The sequence below is a fragment of the Sorangium sp. So ce385 genome, assembly GCF_051474135.1.
GTDB classification, from domain to species: Bacteria; Myxococcota_A; Polyangia; order Polyangiales; family Polyangiaceae; genus Sorangium; species Sorangium cellulosum_D.
Window position 1 is genome coordinate 339,008 of sequence record NZ_CP150337.1, and the last position, 15,411, is coordinate 354,418.

Here is a 15,411-nt window from a genome sequence, read left to right on the forward strand (position 1 = left end):
TTCTTACGAGACTCCAAGTGCCGCAAGTCGCAACACTCTTCGCGCAGGCTCACGCCAAGTATGTTCTACACGAAGTACGGGAGGCCACAGAGAACTTCCCCAACTTCGACCCAAACCTTGATGACAAAGTTACTTTTTTGGTCTACGCCCTGCTGGCTGCGGGCTGCAGCATCATCGAACAGGGCGATAGGTCTGAAGGTTCCGCGGCCGTGGAGCGTGCAGCTTCGCTGCTCCACTATGTCCACGGACCGATTGCGAGGGAGTCTCGTGAAAGCGGATTTCACGCCCTGGTTGCATCTATGGCATTTTATGCAGCTGGTCACTACTCCCGCGCATTCGTAACCATTCGCCCCATTGAAGAGCAAACGGCAGCGGCGCGAACGATCGCCGCCTTCCTCCGTAAGGATGTTGCATCGTTAATAAATCAGTTGAACGGTGTGCTACTGCGTGATCCTGTTCAATTTGAAGACCAGCTCGACCTCGACGAGTGGGCAATCACGATTGCGATCTCGCGAGCGGCCGCTGTCGCACTTGAGTTTATATTCACCGGTGTCAGCACGGCGCTCGCATACGCCGACCAACAACTCGAAGATGCTGCCATCATCGCATCGTGCGGAAATTATGCTGCATGGTGGTGGATTATACGCCTGTTCCGGCTGATGTTGAAGGATCTGGGAGATTCTTCACCTTGGAAGGTTCTGCCGCCCTACTTTGGTCCACAGTTGTCCGACGCTCTTAGTAGGTACATAGGGTTGCTTGCATTCGCCAAACATCCGATTGCAGAGCTTTGGTCATCGCAGCGAACCGCTCTGCCCCTCGCACTCGACTCAAATAATGGCGGAGGTATAATCAATCTCCGTACAAGCGCGGGCAAGACACGCGTGGCTGAGTTGGCGATTCTGCAGACCCTAATTAATGATCCAGCAGCACGTATTTTGTACCTCGCACCTTTTCGTTCATTGGCGATCGAGGTTGAGCATACGCTCGCAGCGACGTTCAGTTGGCTCGGCCACGGGGTGTCACACCTGTACGGCGGATCGCGCGTAAGCTCCGTTGATACCGAACTGGCGGCGGAGTCGGCAATCACCATCGCAACCCCTGAAAAAGCACGAGCTCTCTCCCGGGCTGCACCGAATATATTCGAGAACATGAAGCTGATTATTATTGACGAGGGACATCTGATTGGAGCGTCGGAGCGATTCGTTCGGAATGAAGTATTCGTCGAGCATCTTCGGGCCCTTGTGCGTGCGACAGGTGCGCGCCTCCTCTTGCTATCGGCCGTGCTCCCGAACCCGCAGGAACTCGCCGAATGGGTGACGGGAGATCGCGCTGCAGTCGCCATCTCGCAGTGGAAACCGTCAGCAGAGCGATTTGGAATGCTTAGGTGGAACGGGTCGTGTGTAAGAATCGATTGGCATGGTGATACTGCGTCGTTTAACCCGTCCTTTGTAGAAGCGAAGCCACTTGGATTTGGCAGGCGACGGAAGCCATTCCCGAGTAACAAGAGCGAGGCGGTGGCCGCTACGGCAGTACGTCTAAGCGCCATTGGACCTGTGATGATCTTTACAGGAAGAGCGGTCTCCGTGCCCACGCTGGCGGAGGCCGTTCTCGTCGCACTCGGTGAGACGCCGGCAGATCATCCATGGCCACAGCATGAATGGCAAGTCTTCCAAGCTATTTGCCGCGAAGAACTGGATTCCGACGCTTTGGAATTGCGTGCAGCCCGGGCGGGCGTGGTGTGCCATAGTAACAGGCTAACACCACAAGTGCGCCTCGCAATGGAACATCTGATGCGGTCGAAGCCGCCAAAAATCATTGTTGCAACAACGACGCTTGCGCAAGGTGTAAATGTTGGAGTGTCTTCGGTAATAGTATATACGCCATACATTGGCGACAAATCCACTATCGACAAGCGCGACTTCTGGAATATATGCGGGCGCGCGGGTCGTGCATTCGTCGACGGTGAGGGCAAAATTCTCTACGCCATCGATGATACGCGTGAGCGATGGCAGATCAAAAAGGACGAATCGCTTGCTCGGAGCTATTTCGGTGCCGGTGTTGGTGATCGTGTCGAAAGCGGGCTCCTGTTCGTCGTGCAACTGCTTCGGCGCATTGCGGGGCAGGCTGGTGTCTCGTTTGAAGTTCTTCTTGAACTCGCTGCAAGCAATGACTTCTCTAGTCTTGGAAGTGAATCAAAGGCTATCGAAGAGATCTGCGACCTTCTCGATGATGAGTTGCTCGCCCTGCACGCGGATCCTGTAGTCAACGGCGAGGCCAGCGAACCCGAGGTTTGGGTAGAGCAGGTCTTTCGGAACTCTCTCGCAGCTCTACAGGCACGCGCAGGAACGTCTGAGGCAGGAACCGAGGATGTGCTTGCCTTTCTGCGCGCGCGAGCTACCTCGGCCTTGAGACGTGTACCCCAGCGGGCACGCAAGGCTGTCGTTTCATCCGGCTTGCCAATGAGCGTGGCCCTCAGGGCGCATCAGAGCACCGAGGTATTTAGTGCAATCGCCACCTCTTACGATGCAGATTCACAGGCGCTGCCAGAACTCGCGTCCGCGGTGCGTGCAATCGAGGAGTGGGCTCGAACATACGCGAGACCCGTGACTGGGGCGATGCCGGAAGCGGCCAAGCTTGATTCGATACGGGAGGGATGGCTTGGGGGGATCGGGCTTCAGACGCTGAGCACCATCGAGCCTGACGTGCGTATCATCTCGAAGGAGCTATACGGCTGGAAGCTGCCCTGGATTATTCATGCGGCATCTCAACAACTCCGTGGTGTCGAAGAGTCCGGAAAGGCTGAGACGCTTGCAAGACTCGCCTTACTGGTGGAGCTCGGTGTCCCATCCGAACTGGCGGCCCGTATCTTTCTTGCAGGTGTTCGTTCCCGTGCAGCCGCTACAGAGCTAGCCGCTGTTGATCTCGCTTGGGGATCAACGGTTTCGGAAATTGGTCGGAAGCTGCGGAATGCCAAGTTGGTTGAGAGCATCCGACCGCTTGTGTCTACTGAAACGGCAGACTGGTTGGAGCTGATGGTGGCAGATGCTGCACGTCAGCGACGGCAGACGCTCCCGACGTTTCCAGAATTTAAGCTTGTTGGCACAGAGGATGCCGAGTTGCTGCACGCGCGAAGACTGAACGATCGAATTTTGCTCGCTACCGCCGAGGGGGTAACGCGAATCCCGGTAAGGGCAACTGCCCAGCTTCCTTTCGACAAAGTGGCTAACGACCCGCGTGTTGCGTTCGCGAAATCGGATGGCGTCTGGAGAATGATTGTTCGTGACCCACGGTTAGAGCCAGAGGAAGAGCTATGGTGATGCACGGGACTCGTTGATTCGTGGATCATCATAACACCCGCAGTGGGCCACCGTCTGCGTCGCCGCTGCAGGCTGGTTGTGGGGCGAAAATTGTCCTCCGAAGCGTGGATTGGTTGTTTGTATTGCATCGGTGGCGGACGACATAAGGAATCTACGGTCGACTCAGAGCTTGGGCCGCAGGGAGCGCGACCTGGAGCCCCAGAGTATCCGCCCAGCCAAGGGCATCGTAACCGTCCGCGCGGCGCCGGTTACCTGTCCCCATCGCGACGAAAGAGAAAGCGATGGCGACGAGAGCGGAGCGGGCCGAGCGGGTGGAACGATGGAAGCGGAGCGGGCTGAGTGCCGAGAAGTTCGCGCGGCGCCAGGGGTACAAGCCCAAGCAGCTGTACTGGTGGCGCTGGAGGCTGCGGGTTGACGGGGCCTCGTGTAGATGATCTCGTCAACCCGCGGGATTTCGGTGAAGTTCACCGGTGAAACCCGCAGCCGGTGCCGGTGAAGACCATGCCGGATGCCGATGAAGTTCACCGGTGAAGACCAGGCCGGGTGCCGGTGAAGTTCACCGGTGAAGAGGCCGCTCAGTGCTTCTTGGTGCGGCGCTGCTTGATGCGGGTGGCGCTCAGCTCCTTGGCTTCCTTCAGCCGGTAGCTCTCGGCCTCGATCTCGATCACCTCGGCGCGGTGCACGAGCCGGTCGACGAGCGTGACGACGCACGCGGCGTGCGGGAAGACCTGGCCCCAGTCGGCGAAGGCCTTGTTCGTGCTGAGCAAGAGCGGCTTCTGCGCGTCGTAGCGACGGGTGACGACCTCGAAGAGCAGATCCGCATAGCGGCTGTCGTAGGAGAGGTAGCCTACTTCATCGATGCAGAGAAGAGCGGGGACTGTGTAGCGCCGGAGCCGGCGCGCGAGCGCGGCCGAGGACTCTTGCCCGGCGAGGTCGGCGAGCATGTCGCTCGCGGTCGAGAAGCGGACCGTGTGGCCGCGGACGACGGCCTGGTGGGCGAGGTTCTTGAGGATCATGGTCTTGCCGACGCCGTTGGGGCCGACGAGCACGGCGTTGTGGCCGGTGGCCAGGAATCCCAGGCCGAAGAGGTCGTCGACGGCCTCGCGGTCGATCTTCTTGGGCCAGGACCAGTCGAAGTCGGTCATGGGCTTGAAGGCGGCGACGCGGGAGTTCTTCAGGCGGCGTTCGAGGCTGCGCTTGTGGCGCTCGCGCTCCTCGATGGCGAGCACCTCGCGAAGCCAGGGCTTGTCGGCGAGCTGCTCCCAGCAGGCGAGCAGGCCAAAGAGGCCGAGGCTCTTGAGGCGGTCTTTGGTCTCGGTGGGCGTCAGGTCGGTCATGGCGTCGGGTCCTTCTTCAGGGCGTCGTAGGTGGCGAGGGAATGCGGTGTGACGACGAGGGCGGCGTGCTGGCCGCGGGTGACGGGGATCGAGACGGGGGGCGGCAGGTGGCGCTCGGAGCGGCGGCGGTCGATCACCTGGCGGACGGCACCGATGTGGATGGTGTCGCGCTCAAGCACCTCGACCAGGGCCTCTTCGAGCTCGGCGGCGCCGACGGCGTCGAGCAGTTGCAGAAGCCGGGCGATCGCGCTGCCGACGTTATCGCCGCGCTCGGCGACGATGCGCAGGAATGCCTGGCTGCTGCGGGCGGCGCGCGCGAGGCGATCAAGGCCGCGGTGCTCGCGGGCGCGGCGCTTCTCGTCGACCAGGCGCTGGAGGTGCTCGGGCTGCTCGATCTGCTGGCCGCGGTCCCACGAGCGGACGTGGGCCGCGACGACCTCGTTGCCGTCAGCGATGCGCACCTGATCGAGGTCAGCGAGGACGACCAGCGTGCGGCGCGTCCGGTCGTGGGGGACCGAGTAGTCGTTGAGATCGAAGCGTGCGTAGGGGGTCTTTCCGACCTCGACCTCGACGCGCTCGTGGTCCGGAAAGGGCGTGTCGGGGTGTCGCAAGAGCGCGCTGCGCTCGTCGTCGAAGGCCTGACGCACGGTGCGGGTGCGGTCCTCGACCCAGGAGCGATCGAGCGCCGCGGAGTTGGTCCACTCGGTCGCTTGGCGGTTGAGGTCTCCGAGGTCGGCGTAGGCCCGGGCCTCGAAGAAGGCCTCGCGGACGTAGCGGATGGCGCGCTCGACGCGGCCCTTCTCGTTGCCGCGGGCGACGGCGACGGGGCGCGGGTCGAAGCGGTAATGCGCCGACAGAGCCAGCAGCGTGGGGTGGAACCGGATCGCGTCGCCGTGGCGCTCGACGACGGCGCTCTTGAGGTTGTCGTAGAGCAGCACGCGCGGGACGCCGCCGAAGTCGGCAAACGCCTCGACGTGCCCGCGCACGAAGAAGGGCATGGCCGCGCCGGGGAAGAAGCGCAGGAAGATCCGCCGCGAGTAACTGAGCACCATGACGAAGGCCCAGAGCGGACGCAGTGCCCGGCCGACAGCCAGCTTGCCGAAGTGCGCCCAGTCGACCTGCGCTTGCTCGCCGGGGAGCGTGCGCAGCCGCTGGAAAGCTTCCGCCGGCTTCTTGGGGCGGAGACGGCCGATCACCCGGCGCAGATGATCGGGACCGCCCGGATAGCCGCGCTCCTTCAGCATGACGAAGAGGCGACTGGAGCGCAGCGAGGGATACTTGCCGAGCTGCTCGACGATGAAGGGCACGAAGGGGTCGACCATGGACGGGCGCGGCGCGACGGCCTTCGGGTCGACGCCCGCTTGTCCGAGCACGCGCTGCACGGTGGTGTGGTGCAACCCGAGCTGGCCGGCGATGGTGCCGATGGGCCACTTCTCGCCGTGGTAGAGGCGCAGGATCTCCGCCTCCTTCTCTTTGGTGATCACCGCCCCCTCCCGTCACGGCGCAGGCCCGCGTGGGACGCGGGGAGCGCGTCGATGAAGAGCTGGCCGCGCGCGTCGCTCACGCAGGGCCCAGGGCGAAAGCCGCGCTCCGCAGAGCGAGCAGCGGCTGACATCTCGGAACCGATCGTCATGGTCGTCCTTTCGGCCGGAGGAGAGCTCCGGCGCGACCTGGGACATCGACGCGGCCGCGGCTTGCGTCACCCCGTGATGCGTCACTTTCTGCGCGGAGAACTTGTCCCGCTGCCGGTCGCGGTAGCGGGCCTGACGAGCGGCCTGGAGGCGGCGAGCGCGAGGCCGGGCCCGGTAGGCGGCGCCGGCGCGACGGAGCGACTCACGGCGCCGGAGCGGGCGGCAGTCGAGGCAGAGGCGCTGGCCGCGGTCGCAGCGACGGCAGAGGCGAAGCTGGACGCGGCAGCCGGAGCAGAGGGCGAGGCGATAGACGGACGAAGGCAACAGGCTCCATGCCGCCGTTTTCTGGACCTGGAGCCCGGCTTGTGGTGAAGGTGGGGGACTCCGAAGGCGGAGCTCCAGAAGGCTCGAGGGTGGCAGCCCTCGGGCCTTCGACTTTTCGGCGGGCGCAACGTCTACGCCGCGGAGGCGAGCGCGGCCCAGATCGGCGCGGGGGCCGGCGGTGAACGGTGAACGCCAACGATCACGTCGCCGCGGTCTTCACCGATCGGACGCGGGACGCGAGGATCACCGACACCTCGCAGCTCTCGCCGCCGTCATCGACCGAGCCGCCGCGCTTCCTGCCGGTGCACGGGGTGGCTGACGTCTCGCCGGTCGCGGCGGAGAATGTTCATCGAGCACCGGATCGCGGATCGCAGGTAACCGCCCACCCATCGCCATGGTCGTCGACCGCGGCGAGAGCCGCATGTCGGGCCTGGGGCGCCTGGAGGGCGCGCAGCGGACGGGCAGCCGGAGGCGCCGCGCCGAAGGGACCGCGTTCACGCCCCAGCCTGCGGGCCGCCGCCTCGCGATGGCGGCGCGGGCCGCCGGAACCTGAACGAGCGATGCCGCAACGGTTCCTCCGACGGCCCGCTCCTGGCGACTGCGATGGGCTATGGGCTATCTCCGCCCGCACGCTCAGCCCACCACGAGCGCCGCGCCGAAGCACGCCGTCGCGACCAGCATGGTCACGATCGGCGGCGGCGGAAACGCGCGGACGGCGATGGCCAGCAGCGCCAGCGACACCGCCGCGTTCAGCGCCACGACAGCAGGGAGCGCGGCGAGGGCGGGCGCGGCGAGCACGCAGACGGCGCCGTGCAGCGCGAGCACCAGGCCCATGGCCACGCTGAACCCCAGGTGCAGGCCGAGCAGGTCGCGCGACAGCCCCATCATGGTCACCCGGTGCGCCCGCATCGCGCCGAGGACCGCGGTCTCCGCGGCGGGCGTCGCGGGGCGACCGAGCAGCAGCGCGGTGATCGCGAGGTGCCCGATCCCGGTGACGACCCACGCCCACGCGCCCACCTGAAACAGCACCTGTGCACGGCTACTCATGACAGCCCTCGTTTCTTTGCCGCCGGTCCCTGGCGGGTGCGCTCCATATGCTGCCGTTTGGACCTAGAGCACGGCCCTGGAGATTTCAATCCGGCACCGGAGGGTCTCCGGTGCGATCGTCGCCGTGACCGACAGCCCAGCCGAATCCTCCGCGGGCGTCGTCTGGCATCAGCTCGAACCGCGCGATCCGGACACCGCCGCCATGTACGATTCGGCCCTCGCCGACTGTTCTTTCACCGAGAACGTCGATCTGGGCCAGCTCCGCCACCACCACCGCTTCGCGTTCGGCGCCGGCGAATCGAGCAGCGGGCTGATCTCGGACGTCGAGGGGCGCCGCGGAGTCCATACCCATTGGCAGCCCACGTCGGCCACCTCCCGCTTCCTCGTAGTCCGTATTTGCTGGGGTTCGGCGTCGGGGTCGGCTCGCCGTCGCGCCCGTCCTCCGCGCCGCCGGGCAATCCGTCACCGCCCTTGCCGCCGACGCTCGGGAGCCCGCCCTCGCACGGGTTCACCACGGCAGCCCCGCCGGTCACGGTCTCCGCCGAGCACGCGTCGCCGCCAACCCTCCCATCGGCGCCGTCGGCTACGTCGCTCGGCCCGGGCAAATCCTTGCCGTCATGGCCCCCACCCGTAGGTGGGGCGAAACACCTGCCTCGGAGGATCTCGACCGGTGTTTGCGCGGCCCGGAGAAGCACCGGCATGCCGGTACCATCGCCTGTTCTGGTCCGCGAGCAGACCAGCCTGACGCCGGTGCGGCGGGCCATCGAGCTGGAGGCCGCATCGCCGTGCGTGGCGGACCCGAGCCATCCTACAGCTCCCCTATGTCCACCGAGGAACTTCTCGCGCAGGTGCTGCTGTTGCCCCGCCACGAGCGGGCCCGGCTGGCAGAAGAAGTGCTCTCCAGCCTTGAGGAGCCCGACGCCGAGGAGGTCGCTGCTGCGTGGACGGGTGAGCTGACGCGCCGGGCGCGCGAGGTCGCGGAGGGTAAGGTCCAGACGGTCGGCTGGGGCACGGCGCGAGCGGAGATCCTGAAGGAGCTCGAGGACCGGCGTGCGGGTCGAGCTTCATCCTGAAGCGCGCGCTGAGCTTCGTGCGGCGGCCAGCTGGTACGACGAGAGGCGCCCCGGGCTGGGCGACGAGTTCATCGCTGAGAACCAAGTGAGGTGACGCGTCATGTCGCTCGTGGAGGTGCTCCCGGATATCCAGTCTTTGCCGCGTGCTGACAAGCTCAAGCTGATCCAGTTCCTCGCACAGGAGCTGGCGGAGGCGGAGAAGCCGCCTGCGCTCCGGGCGGGCCAGTCCTACTCCGTGTGGTCGCCCGACCAAGCGTTTGAGGCGGCCGAGACGCTTCTCCAGACCTTGCGCACCGAATAGGAACCGCAACGTGTCCGTCACGGGTCGGCAGTTCCCCTTCCTGGCGCGCGCCTCTGAGCATGTCGCGGAAGCCTTGCGCCGATGCTCCCGCTGACGCTGGTGGGAGGGTGCAGCGTGCAAGCGTTGGTCTCGCCCGGCAGCTCCTTCGCGCCGCCGCCCTCCCGTCCAAGGCCGCCGGCGATGCAGTTCATATCGCGCTCTCCGCGGCGCACGGCATGCGCTACCTGCTCACCTGGAACTGCGCGCACATCTCCAACGCCACGATGCGCCCCAAGATCGAGGAGATCTGCCGAGCTGGTGGCTTCGAGCCTCCGGTTATCTGCACGCCTCTGGAGCTCGTGGAGGAGTAACATCATGCGCTATTCCGATTCCATCATCGACGAGGTCCGTGCTACCCGCGACGCCATCGCCAAGGAGCACGACGATGATATTGATAAGCTCGCCGAGGCGCTTAAGGCGCGTGAGGCCAATAGCGGGCGGAAGGTCGTACGGCTACCGCCGCGCGAGGCGACGCTCGTTCGCAAAGCCTCGTGACGAGGCGATGGGCGATAGCTCCGCCCAACAAGGGCCTGCTGACCGCCGTGTGGGCGCGCGCAGCGCACCCACACGCGGCAGAAGCCCAAGTCGATCGGCGAGCGAGGCGGTAGGGGCGCGATGCGATCGGTCGTCGTTTTCCTGCGGGACACGATGGAGTCTGCGGTCACGGCGTACCTCGACGCCGCCTACCCGGAGCAGCGGGCGCCGTGGGTCGTGTTCGTGGAGGGTGACCCCTGCCTGTACATCAACCTGTACCGGGACGGCCCTCGTGAGCACGAGCCGGAGGACTGGGCCGACATCGTCCATAGGTTCGGCGGTGAGCCGGCGGCCTGCGTGATCGCCGACGTGTCCGGGCGGCACCCCGGCGACGAGCAGGTGGCCGGGTTCGTGGCCGGGCTGCTGTCCCGGTTCAGCGGGGCGGCGATGGACGACTACACCGCGCACCTGTGGTCGCTGAACGAGCTACGGGGCGGGCACCGGGTTCGGGGGCACCCGTTCTTTGACTACAACGGCTGGTTCGCGGAGAAGAGCTGTTAGGGCCGAACCAGGCGCTGCACCTGGCCTGGCAGGCCTGTAGGCTTTCCCAGATTCGTGGCTCCCCCGCGCCCCCCGCCCGCCGGGCAGGTGAGCTTGTGCGGTTCGCTGGGCGAGCTCCACTCCAGCGATTCAGCAAACCGGCGCATCTCCAGGGCGACGCCATCCTCCCCCGTGATCGTCTCGCCCTGCTCGTCCCAGCGGATGCCGCCCTTGCCCGGCGGCCCCAGCGTGAAGGTGACGCCCAGGGCCGTGAGCCGGTCCTCGTCGAGGTAGGCGATGCCGATCGAATCGTCCCCGCGCCCCGGGCCGCCGTAGCCGCAGTGAAGCACTGTAAGGGGGCAGGAAGGTCGACCGTTCCCCCGGAATGCATACGAGCTTGGGTCGAGGAGCTGGTCGTCTCGTGATCGCGATCGCCGCGCTGCTGGCCGCTTGCGGCGGCACACACCCTCCGAGTGGGCCCCAGCAGGGCGCGGTGCAACGGCCCGCTGCCGCCGTGACGCCGACTGCGGCATCGACGGCGACCGTCGCCGACTGGCCGACGGGGTCGCCCCTGCCGCCCGGCCCGGCGACCTGCGCTGCCGCGTCGGACTGCGTGATTGTGTTCGCGGTCGACCGCTGCTGCGCTTGCGGCACGGTCACGTCGAGGGCGGTCGCGGCGAGTGCGTCCAACCTGATGGTCCACGACGGCAGCCAAGCCTTCTACCGTCAGCTCAACGCCCGTCTCCCCCCCGCGTGCCAGCACGTCCAGTGCCTCCCGTGCCTGCCACCGCCGCAGCAACTCGCGTGCGTGGCCGGCACGTGCCAGGCCGCGCCGCAGCCAGGCCCCTGATGGGAATAGGTAACCGGCGCCGCGCGGGCGGTCACGATGCGTTTGGCTCGGCGGTCACGCCTCGTCCGCCTCGCCGGGGCTCGCCACCGTCGCCGCCCGGGCCGCCGTCGGACGTCTCGATCTCGCTGTCGCGCCGGGTCGCCCTGGCGTGCAGCGCGACGAGGCCGACGCTCGGGGAGCCGTTCTCGCCCCCTTGCCGCCTCGGCCACCGCCGCCGCCGGCCCCGCCCGAGCCTCCCCCGCGTGGCGCCCGGCCGGGCCGGCGCGCTGGCGGGGGAGCCTCGACCCCTCGCGACGCGCCAGGCGCCCCCCTCCTTGACGCGCCCGCCGCGGCCTGGGGCGATCACCCCTCGTCTTCGCCCTCGCCCGGCGCGCCGTCTTCCGTTGCGTCCACCTCCGACGCGTCGCCTTCCGGCGCGCCGTCCTCCGCGGCGGCCTCGCCTTCCTCCTCTTCCTCTTCCTCTCCGGTGGACGCGGCGCCGCGGGAGACGGGGAAGGGCGCATAATCCTTCATCTTGTCGGTGCCGGCATACCAGTACTCCGCGGCGGCGCGCAGCCTCCGCTCGGCATGCACGACGAGCGTGTACGCGGCGTCGCGGAGCTTGCGCGCGCGCTGTGCCTCGGGAGAGAACGTCTTGTCGGCGAGCATGCGCGCGGGCTCGGGCGAGAGCGCGCGGAGGCGGGCCGCCGCGTCGGCCTAGCCGCGGGGCGCCTTTCGAAGCGCCTCCGCGTGCTCGGAGCAGAGCAAGAGCAGGTCGGAGACGTCCTGGACCAGATCCGCGTCGCCGCTGCCCGCGCGGATCGCCATGAGCCGCTTTTGCCCCTCCGGGCTCTTCTTGAAGCGGAGATCGAAGAAGCGGAGGAGCGTTTGCCGGTGCAGGGCCGCGCGCACCGGTCGGCCCGCCTCGGGCATCGCGCGTGACGCCGGGGAGCGCTGACGCTAGACTGAGATCGCCGGTAACGGAGTAGGAGGAAGCATCGTGCAAGCCGCCAAGATCCCCATCGTCATCCCCGCAGACCGTCGGGTAGAGCTGCAGGTGCCCGCAGACCTCCCAGAAGGTCCAGCGGAGGTGATCGTCCTCATCACCTCCCCGCAGAAGGCTGCGCCACGCGACAAGCGGGCAGCGCTTGGCATGGATCGGGGTACGGTCCAGATCGCCGATGACTTCGACGCGCCGCTGCCGGAGGACCTACAGCGAGCGTTCGACGGCGAGACATGAGGTTGCTGCTCGACACACTGCTGGCTCTGGCTCGTCGCCGACCCCGAGAGGACCAGGCGCGACGTCGTGGAGATGCTCCTCGCAGAAGGCACTGACGTCTACATCTCGGCTGCGACAGCATGGGAAATCGTCATCAAGCACGCGCTCGGAAAGCTCTCCCTCCCCATCCCGCCTGCCGAATACATTCCCTCTCGCATGGCCGCCCTCGGTCACCTCTCCCTGCCCATCGAGCAACGGCACACCCTCCAGGTCGCCGGACTTCCCCCCGCATCACAAGGATCCATTTGATCGGATCTTGGTCGCGCAGGCCCAGGTCGAGGACATCCAGCTCGTCACCGCCGATAGGCTCATGACGCCCTATGATGTCCGTGTGATCTGGGCAGATGCATGATCGTACTGGGATCAAAGCATGCGTCGATCGACATGTGGTGTCATTCTGTCGAGACTCCGCCCAGCAGGGGCACTGCGCCCGACTGCGTCCGGCCGCGTGTGAACGACAATGGTCAGCCCTCATGGACACAGTAGAGGAACACCCGCATTCATTCCCGGCCTCAGAGTGGCCATTCACGGAACCCACCAACAAGGTTGCGTTCACCACAACCCGCGTGCTGCGCGAGGGATATCCCGTTCTGCTGGTCAGCCACGACCATGACGGTGATTGGCAGATCCTTTGCGGCACCAGCAACGATAGCGCCCATGGCGCCATAGTCTGCCTCGGTTGTGCTTATCAACGGGACAAAAGTGTAGGAGAGCTGGCGGACCTTCCTATCGGCTGGCAGGCTTGGCGGGATTCTGTAGGCGCCCCCTGGGAGAGGCTTCCGCGGGAGCCAGATCCGGATGAGGGCTAACCATTCTTTCAAGCCGACGCCGCTTCGCGGCGCGATGACGATGCGGCCGGTCTGCTGGTCCGCAGGCATGCTGCCGCCGCCGACGTAGACGGGCGGCTCGACGGCGGCGAGGAATGCTCCCAGCTCGGTTACGACTGGGCCCGCCCAGCGGCTGGGCTGCACGGCCGCCGGTCCGTGGCGGACCTTGAACCGGCGGCAGACCGATGACATGCTGACGCGAGGCGTTGAAGACGGAGACACTCATGGAGAAGCGAACCATCGAGCAGCTCGAGGCGGCGCTCGACGCCGTCAGCAAGGACCTGGCGCCCCGCGTCGAGGAGCTCGCTCAGAAGAGCACAAGCGGCGTCCTCACGCCTGAAGAGCACAGAGAGTATGCCGAGGTCGTCCGCTTGAACGACATGCTCAGCCTCCTCAAGCTTCAAGCAGAGGAGGTATGGAGCATGCGCGCGGCCTCGTGAAGCTGCCGAGCGACACGCGGGAGCTGGTCCAGCGGCGCGCCCAGGGGGCATGCGAGTACTGCCGCCTTCCGCAGGACGCATCCATCTTGCCCCACCAGGTAGACCACATCATCGGAAGGCAACACCTCCGTCGTCATGAACGGGGCCTCGCCGCTCGGCCCGAGCTGCGCGTGCCCCGCGCGCCCGGCGGCCGGGCCTTCGCCGCTACCGGCCGTGTTTCGCGTGCCTGGGTCGCGTAGGCACCGAGCTGCGCGACGAGGTGCTCGAAGACGAGGCGGAAGCGGCGGACGGCGCGCAGATCCTCGTGCATGACGACCCAAACGGGCAGGTGGAAGGCGAGCTCGGGCAGCACGCGCACGAGCGGGACCGGCCGCCGGCTGAGCGGGAGCTGGCACACCCCGATGCCGAGGCCGGCGCGCACCGCGGCGAGCTTCGCGATGTCGCTGTCGCTGCGGAACGCATAATCGCGCGGCGTGGTGACGAGCCCGGCGGCGGCGAGCGCGTCGATGATGGCGCGGGAGCCATCGGCGCCGATGAGGGCGTGGTCCGGCACGAGCCCCGCGAGCGACGTCGGGGCAGCGTGCGCGGCGAGGTACGCCTTGGTGGCGAAGAGGCCGAGCTCGACGCGCCCGGCGCAGCGCCTCACCAGGCCGGCCTGCGTCGGCTCCGCCATGCGCACGGCGACATCGGCGTCGCGGCGCAGGAGATCCTCGGTGCGATTCGTGGCGACGAGCTCGATCTGGAGGCGCGGATGGGCGACGCGGAGCGCGGCGAGCATCGGGGGGAGCACCTCGGCGCCGACGACCTCGCTGCACGTGACGCGCACGGTGCCGCGGTCGGCGTCGGTGGGGCTCGACACGGCGCGCACGAGGGCGCGCGCGCTCGCGGCGATGGACTCGGCGTAGGGCAGCGTGGCAAGCGCGAGCTCGGTCGGCACCAGGCCGTTCGGCGCGCGGGTGAAGAGCACGACGCCGAGCTGCGCCTCGAGCTGCTCGATCTGGCGGCGCACGGTGGGCTGCGCGACGCCGAGGGCACGCGCGGCGGCGGAGAGGCTGCCGGTGCGCATGACGGCAAGGAAGGCGCCGTAGAGGTCCCACGAGGGCTCGGCTGGGCTCATCAAAAGATGATGAGCGGATGGACGCATTTGTACAATGTTCATGAGCACCCGCAGCGACCATGCTCTCCGCGTCGCCGGCACCCGCGCCGGTGCGCACGACGAGGAGAACGACCATGACCACCGCCACGACGCTCCCTGCGCTCGACCTTGCTTCCTCTACCCGCCGCCCCGCGCCGCAGCCCGCCTGCGCGGTCTCGGCGGGCGGGGCGAAGGGCATGCCGCGCGCGCTCCTGCGCCTCGAGGGCGCGCTCGTGCTCGGAGCAGCGCTGCTCGCGTACGCGCACCTGGGCGGGCGCTGGGGATGGTTCGCGGCGCTGTTCTTCCTGCCCGACCTGTCGATGCTCGGCTACCTCGCGGGCCCGCGGGTGGGCGCGGTCGCCTACAACGCGGGGCACAGCCATCTGGCGCCGGCGCTGCTCGCGGTCGCGTCGGTCGCGCTTGGCGCGCCGGCGCTGCTGCTCGGCGCGGCCATCTGGGTCGGGCACATCGGCTTCGATCGGATGCTGGGCTATGGGCTCAAGTACGGGACGGCGTTCGGCGACACGCACCTCGGCCGCGTGGGCTCGAAGCGCTCTTTGAGTCGAGCCACGTGAATGCCATCGGCGACGATCTCGGCGTGAGCGAGCGCCACCTCCGCCGCGTGTTCCGCGACGCGGTCGGGGTCGGCCCGAAAGCGTTCGCCAAGCTCGCAGGAGGGTCGACGGACTGCACAGCAGGGCCGGCGAGCTGCCGCTCCGCCTATCCCCAGCTCTGCGATCACCTCACCGCCGTGCGCGCCCAGCACGCTGAGACGCGGTGACGCGCGGACCCGCCGCGGGCGACCCCACGCGGGGCCT

Annotated in this window: 21 protein-coding genes; 12 read left to right on the forward strand and 9 right to left on the reverse strand. The window is 67.2% G+C overall.

The window, feature by feature from the left end; translation table 11 throughout:
* Nucleotides 1–17 precede the first annotated feature (17 nt).
* Together WME83_RS01310 and tnpA are read left to right on the forward strand one after the other, a co-directional pair.
* Nucleotides 18–3,317, forward strand: a complete 3,300-nt coding sequence (locus WME83_RS01310) for a DEAD/DEAH box helicase (RefSeq protein ID WP_437317442.1) — start codon at nucleotides 18–20, stop codon at nucleotides 3,315–3,317.
* 281 nt (nucleotides 3,318–3,598) lie between these two features.
* Nucleotides 3,599–3,751 carry an IS66 family insertion sequence element accessory protein TnpA gene (gene tnpA, locus WME83_RS01315; protein ID WP_437317443.1) on the forward strand — a complete coding sequence of 51 codons (153 nt, stop codon included), beginning with the start codon at nucleotides 3,599–3,601 and terminating at the stop codon, nucleotides 3,749–3,751.
* Between the two features lie 141 nt (nucleotides 3,752–3,892).
* On the opposite strand, the gene WME83_RS01320 is transcribed toward tnpA, so the two are convergent.
* The 4 genes from WME83_RS01320 to WME83_RS01335 all read right to left on the reverse strand — a co-directional run bounded on the left by WME83_RS01320 (nucleotide 3,893) and on the right by WME83_RS01335 (nucleotide 8,008).
* The gene (locus WME83_RS01320; protein WP_437313655.1) at nucleotides 3,893–4,654 is read right to left on the reverse strand and encodes an ATP-binding protein; all 762 of its coding nucleotides are present in this window, start codon (nucleotides 4,652–4,654) and stop codon (nucleotides 3,893–3,895) included.
* Complete coding sequence (istA, locus tag WME83_RS01325) at nucleotides 4,651–6,138, reverse strand: IS21 family transposase (protein WP_437313654.1); 1,488 nt, start codon at nucleotides 6,136–6,138, stop codon at nucleotides 4,651–4,653. The genes WME83_RS01320 and istA overlap by 4 nt, the downstream gene beginning before the upstream one ends.
* Before the next feature lie 1,104 nt (nucleotides 6,139–7,242).
* Entirely contained in the window at nucleotides 7,243–7,656 is a 414-nt protein-coding gene (locus WME83_RS01330; RefSeq protein ID WP_437317444.1) for an LIC_13387 family protein, read from the reverse strand.
* An 85-nt stretch (nucleotides 7,657–7,741) separates the two neighbouring features.
* On the reverse strand, nucleotides 7,742–8,008 hold the full coding sequence (locus WME83_RS01335) for a hypothetical protein (RefSeq protein WP_437317445.1): 267 nt from the start codon (nucleotides 8,006–8,008) through the stop codon (nucleotides 7,742–7,744).
* Between the two features lie 469 nt (nucleotides 8,009–8,477).
* Between WME83_RS01335 and WME83_RS01340 the strand changes: the two genes are divergently transcribed.
* The 5 genes from WME83_RS01340 to WME83_RS01360 all read left to right on the forward strand — a co-directional run bounded on the left by WME83_RS01340 (nucleotide 8,478) and on the right by WME83_RS01360 (nucleotide 10,104).
* Nucleotides 8,478–8,729: an addiction module protein gene (locus tag WME83_RS01340; protein WP_437317446.1), complete on the forward strand. Its 252-nt coding sequence runs from the start codon at nucleotides 8,478–8,480 to the stop codon at nucleotides 8,727–8,729.
* Between the two features lie 100 nt (nucleotides 8,730–8,829).
* On the forward strand, nucleotides 8,830–9,030 hold the full coding sequence (locus WME83_RS01345; protein ID WP_437317447.1) for a hypothetical protein: 201 nt from the start codon (nucleotides 8,830–8,832) through the stop codon (nucleotides 9,028–9,030).
* Between the two features lie 107 nt (nucleotides 9,031–9,137).
* Complete coding sequence (locus WME83_RS01350) at nucleotides 9,138–9,380, forward strand: hypothetical protein (RefSeq protein WP_437317448.1); 243 nt, start codon at nucleotides 9,138–9,140, stop codon at nucleotides 9,378–9,380.
* 4 nt (nucleotides 9,381–9,384) lie between these two features.
* Nucleotides 9,385–9,564, forward strand: a complete 180-nt coding sequence (locus tag WME83_RS01355; protein ID WP_437317449.1) for a hypothetical protein — start codon at nucleotides 9,385–9,387, stop codon at nucleotides 9,562–9,564.
* A gap of 120 nt (nucleotides 9,565–9,684) precedes the next feature.
* Nucleotides 9,685–10,104, forward strand: coding sequence for a hypothetical protein (locus WME83_RS01360; RefSeq protein ID WP_437317450.1), 420 nt, complete (start codon nucleotides 9,685–9,687; stop codon nucleotides 10,102–10,104).
* On the opposite strand, the gene WME83_RS01365 is transcribed toward WME83_RS01360, so the two are convergent.
* The 3 genes from WME83_RS01365 to WME83_RS01375 form a co-directional block, all read right to left on the reverse strand.
* Nucleotides 10,101–10,433: a hypothetical protein gene (locus tag WME83_RS01365; RefSeq protein ID WP_437317451.1), complete on the reverse strand. Its 333-nt coding sequence runs from the start codon at nucleotides 10,431–10,433 to the stop codon at nucleotides 10,101–10,103. The genes WME83_RS01360 and WME83_RS01365 overlap by 4 nt on opposite strands.
* Nucleotides 10,434–11,275: 842 nt before the next feature.
* Nucleotides 11,276–11,581: a hypothetical protein gene (locus WME83_RS01370; protein ID WP_437317452.1), complete on the reverse strand. Its 306-nt coding sequence runs from the start codon at nucleotides 11,579–11,581 to the stop codon at nucleotides 11,276–11,278.
* Nucleotides 11,582–11,629: 48 nt separating this feature from the next.
* Nucleotides 11,630–11,824: a hypothetical protein gene (locus WME83_RS01375; protein ID WP_437317453.1), complete on the reverse strand. Its 195-nt coding sequence runs from the start codon at nucleotides 11,822–11,824 to the stop codon at nucleotides 11,630–11,632.
* 88 nt (nucleotides 11,825–11,912) lie between these two features.
* Here WME83_RS01375 and WME83_RS01380 point away from each other — a divergent pair, with 88 nt between their 5' ends.
* Both WME83_RS01380 and WME83_RS01385 read left to right on the forward strand, forming a co-directional pair.
* Entirely contained in the window at nucleotides 11,913–12,152 is a 240-nt protein-coding gene (locus WME83_RS01380) for a hypothetical protein (RefSeq protein ID WP_436612543.1), read from the forward strand.
* A gap of 66 nt (nucleotides 12,153–12,218) precedes the next feature.
* Entirely contained in the window at nucleotides 12,219–12,440 is a 222-nt protein-coding gene (locus WME83_RS01385; protein ID WP_437317454.1) for a hypothetical protein, read from the forward strand.
* Nucleotides 12,441–12,703: 263 nt separating this feature from the next.
* On the opposite strand, the gene WME83_RS01390 is transcribed toward WME83_RS01385, so the two are convergent.
* On the reverse strand, nucleotides 12,704–13,162 hold the full coding sequence (locus tag WME83_RS01390; protein WP_437317455.1) for a hypothetical protein: 459 nt from the start codon (nucleotides 13,160–13,162) through the stop codon (nucleotides 12,704–12,706).
* 80 nt (nucleotides 13,163–13,242) lie between these two features.
* Between WME83_RS01390 and WME83_RS01395 the strand changes: the two genes are divergently transcribed.
* Nucleotides 13,243–13,458, forward strand: a complete 216-nt coding sequence (locus WME83_RS01395) for a hypothetical protein (protein WP_437317456.1) — start codon at nucleotides 13,243–13,245, stop codon at nucleotides 13,456–13,458.
* Nucleotides 13,459–13,591: 133 nt separating this feature from the next.
* Here WME83_RS01395 and WME83_RS01400 read toward each other — a convergent pair whose 3' ends face one another.
* Nucleotides 13,592–14,575 (reverse strand): LysR family transcriptional regulator, encoded by a 984-nt coding sequence (locus tag WME83_RS01400; RefSeq protein WP_437317457.1) that lies wholly within the window; start codon nucleotides 14,573–14,575, stop codon nucleotides 13,592–13,594.
* 113 nt (nucleotides 14,576–14,688) lie between these two features.
* On the opposite strand from WME83_RS01400, the gene WME83_RS01405 reads away from it, so the two are divergent.
* Together WME83_RS01405 and WME83_RS01410 are read left to right on the forward strand one after the other, a co-directional pair.
* Nucleotides 14,689–15,168, forward strand: coding sequence for a DUF4260 domain-containing protein (locus tag WME83_RS01405; RefSeq protein WP_437317458.1), 480 nt, complete (start codon nucleotides 14,689–14,691; stop codon nucleotides 15,166–15,168).
* Nucleotides 15,165–15,374 carry a hypothetical protein gene (locus tag WME83_RS01410; protein ID WP_437317459.1) on the forward strand — a complete coding sequence of 70 codons (210 nt, stop codon included), beginning with the start codon at nucleotides 15,165–15,167 and terminating at the stop codon, nucleotides 15,372–15,374. The genes WME83_RS01405 and WME83_RS01410 overlap by 4 nt, the downstream gene beginning before the upstream one ends.
* Nucleotides 15,375–15,411 lie beyond the last annotated feature (37 nt).

Bases quoted from the DNA above. Each gene is read 5' to 3' on its own strand.
- WME83_RS01360 (WP_437317450.1), top strand. From the start codon at position 9,685: ATGCGATCGGTCGTCGTTTTCCTGCGGGACACGATGGAGTCTGCGGTC.
- tnpA (WP_437317443.1), top strand. From the start codon at position 3,599: ATGGCGACGAGAGCGGAGCGGGCCGAGCGGGTGGAACGATGGAAGCGG.
- WME83_RS01405 (WP_437317458.1), top strand. From the start codon at position 14,689: ATGACCACCGCCACGACGCTCCCTGCGCTCGACCTTGCTTCCTCTACC.
- WME83_RS01355 (WP_437317449.1), top strand. From the start codon at position 9,385: ATGCGCTATTCCGATTCCATCATCGACGAGGTCCGTGCTACCCGCGAC.
- WME83_RS01345 (WP_437317447.1), top strand. From the start codon at position 8,830: ATGTCGCTCGTGGAGGTGCTCCCGGATATCCAGTCTTTGCCGCGTGCT.
- WME83_RS01320 (WP_437313655.1), bottom strand. From the start codon at position 4,654: ATGACCGACCTGACGCCCACCGAGACCAAAGACCGCCTCAAGAGCCTC.
- WME83_RS01335 (WP_437317445.1), bottom strand. From the start codon at position 8,008: ATGGGTATGGACTCCGCGGCGCCCCTCGACGTCCGAGATCAGCCCGCT.
- WME83_RS01330 (WP_437317444.1), bottom strand. From the start codon at position 7,656: ATGAGTAGCCGTGCACAGGTGCTGTTTCAGGTGGGCGCGTGGGCGTGG.
- WME83_RS01395 (WP_437317456.1), top strand. From the start codon at position 13,243: ATGGAGAAGCGAACCATCGAGCAGCTCGAGGCGGCGCTCGACGCCGTC.
- WME83_RS01400 (WP_437317457.1), bottom strand. From the start codon at position 14,575: ATGAGCCCAGCCGAGCCCTCGTGGGACCTCTACGGCGCCTTCCTTGCC.
- WME83_RS01340 (WP_437317446.1), top strand. From the start codon at position 8,478: ATGTCCACCGAGGAACTTCTCGCGCAGGTGCTGCTGTTGCCCCGCCAC.
- WME83_RS01370 (WP_437317452.1), bottom strand. From the start codon at position 11,581: ATGCTCGCCGACAAGACGTTCTCTCCCGAGGCACAGCGCGCGCGCAAG.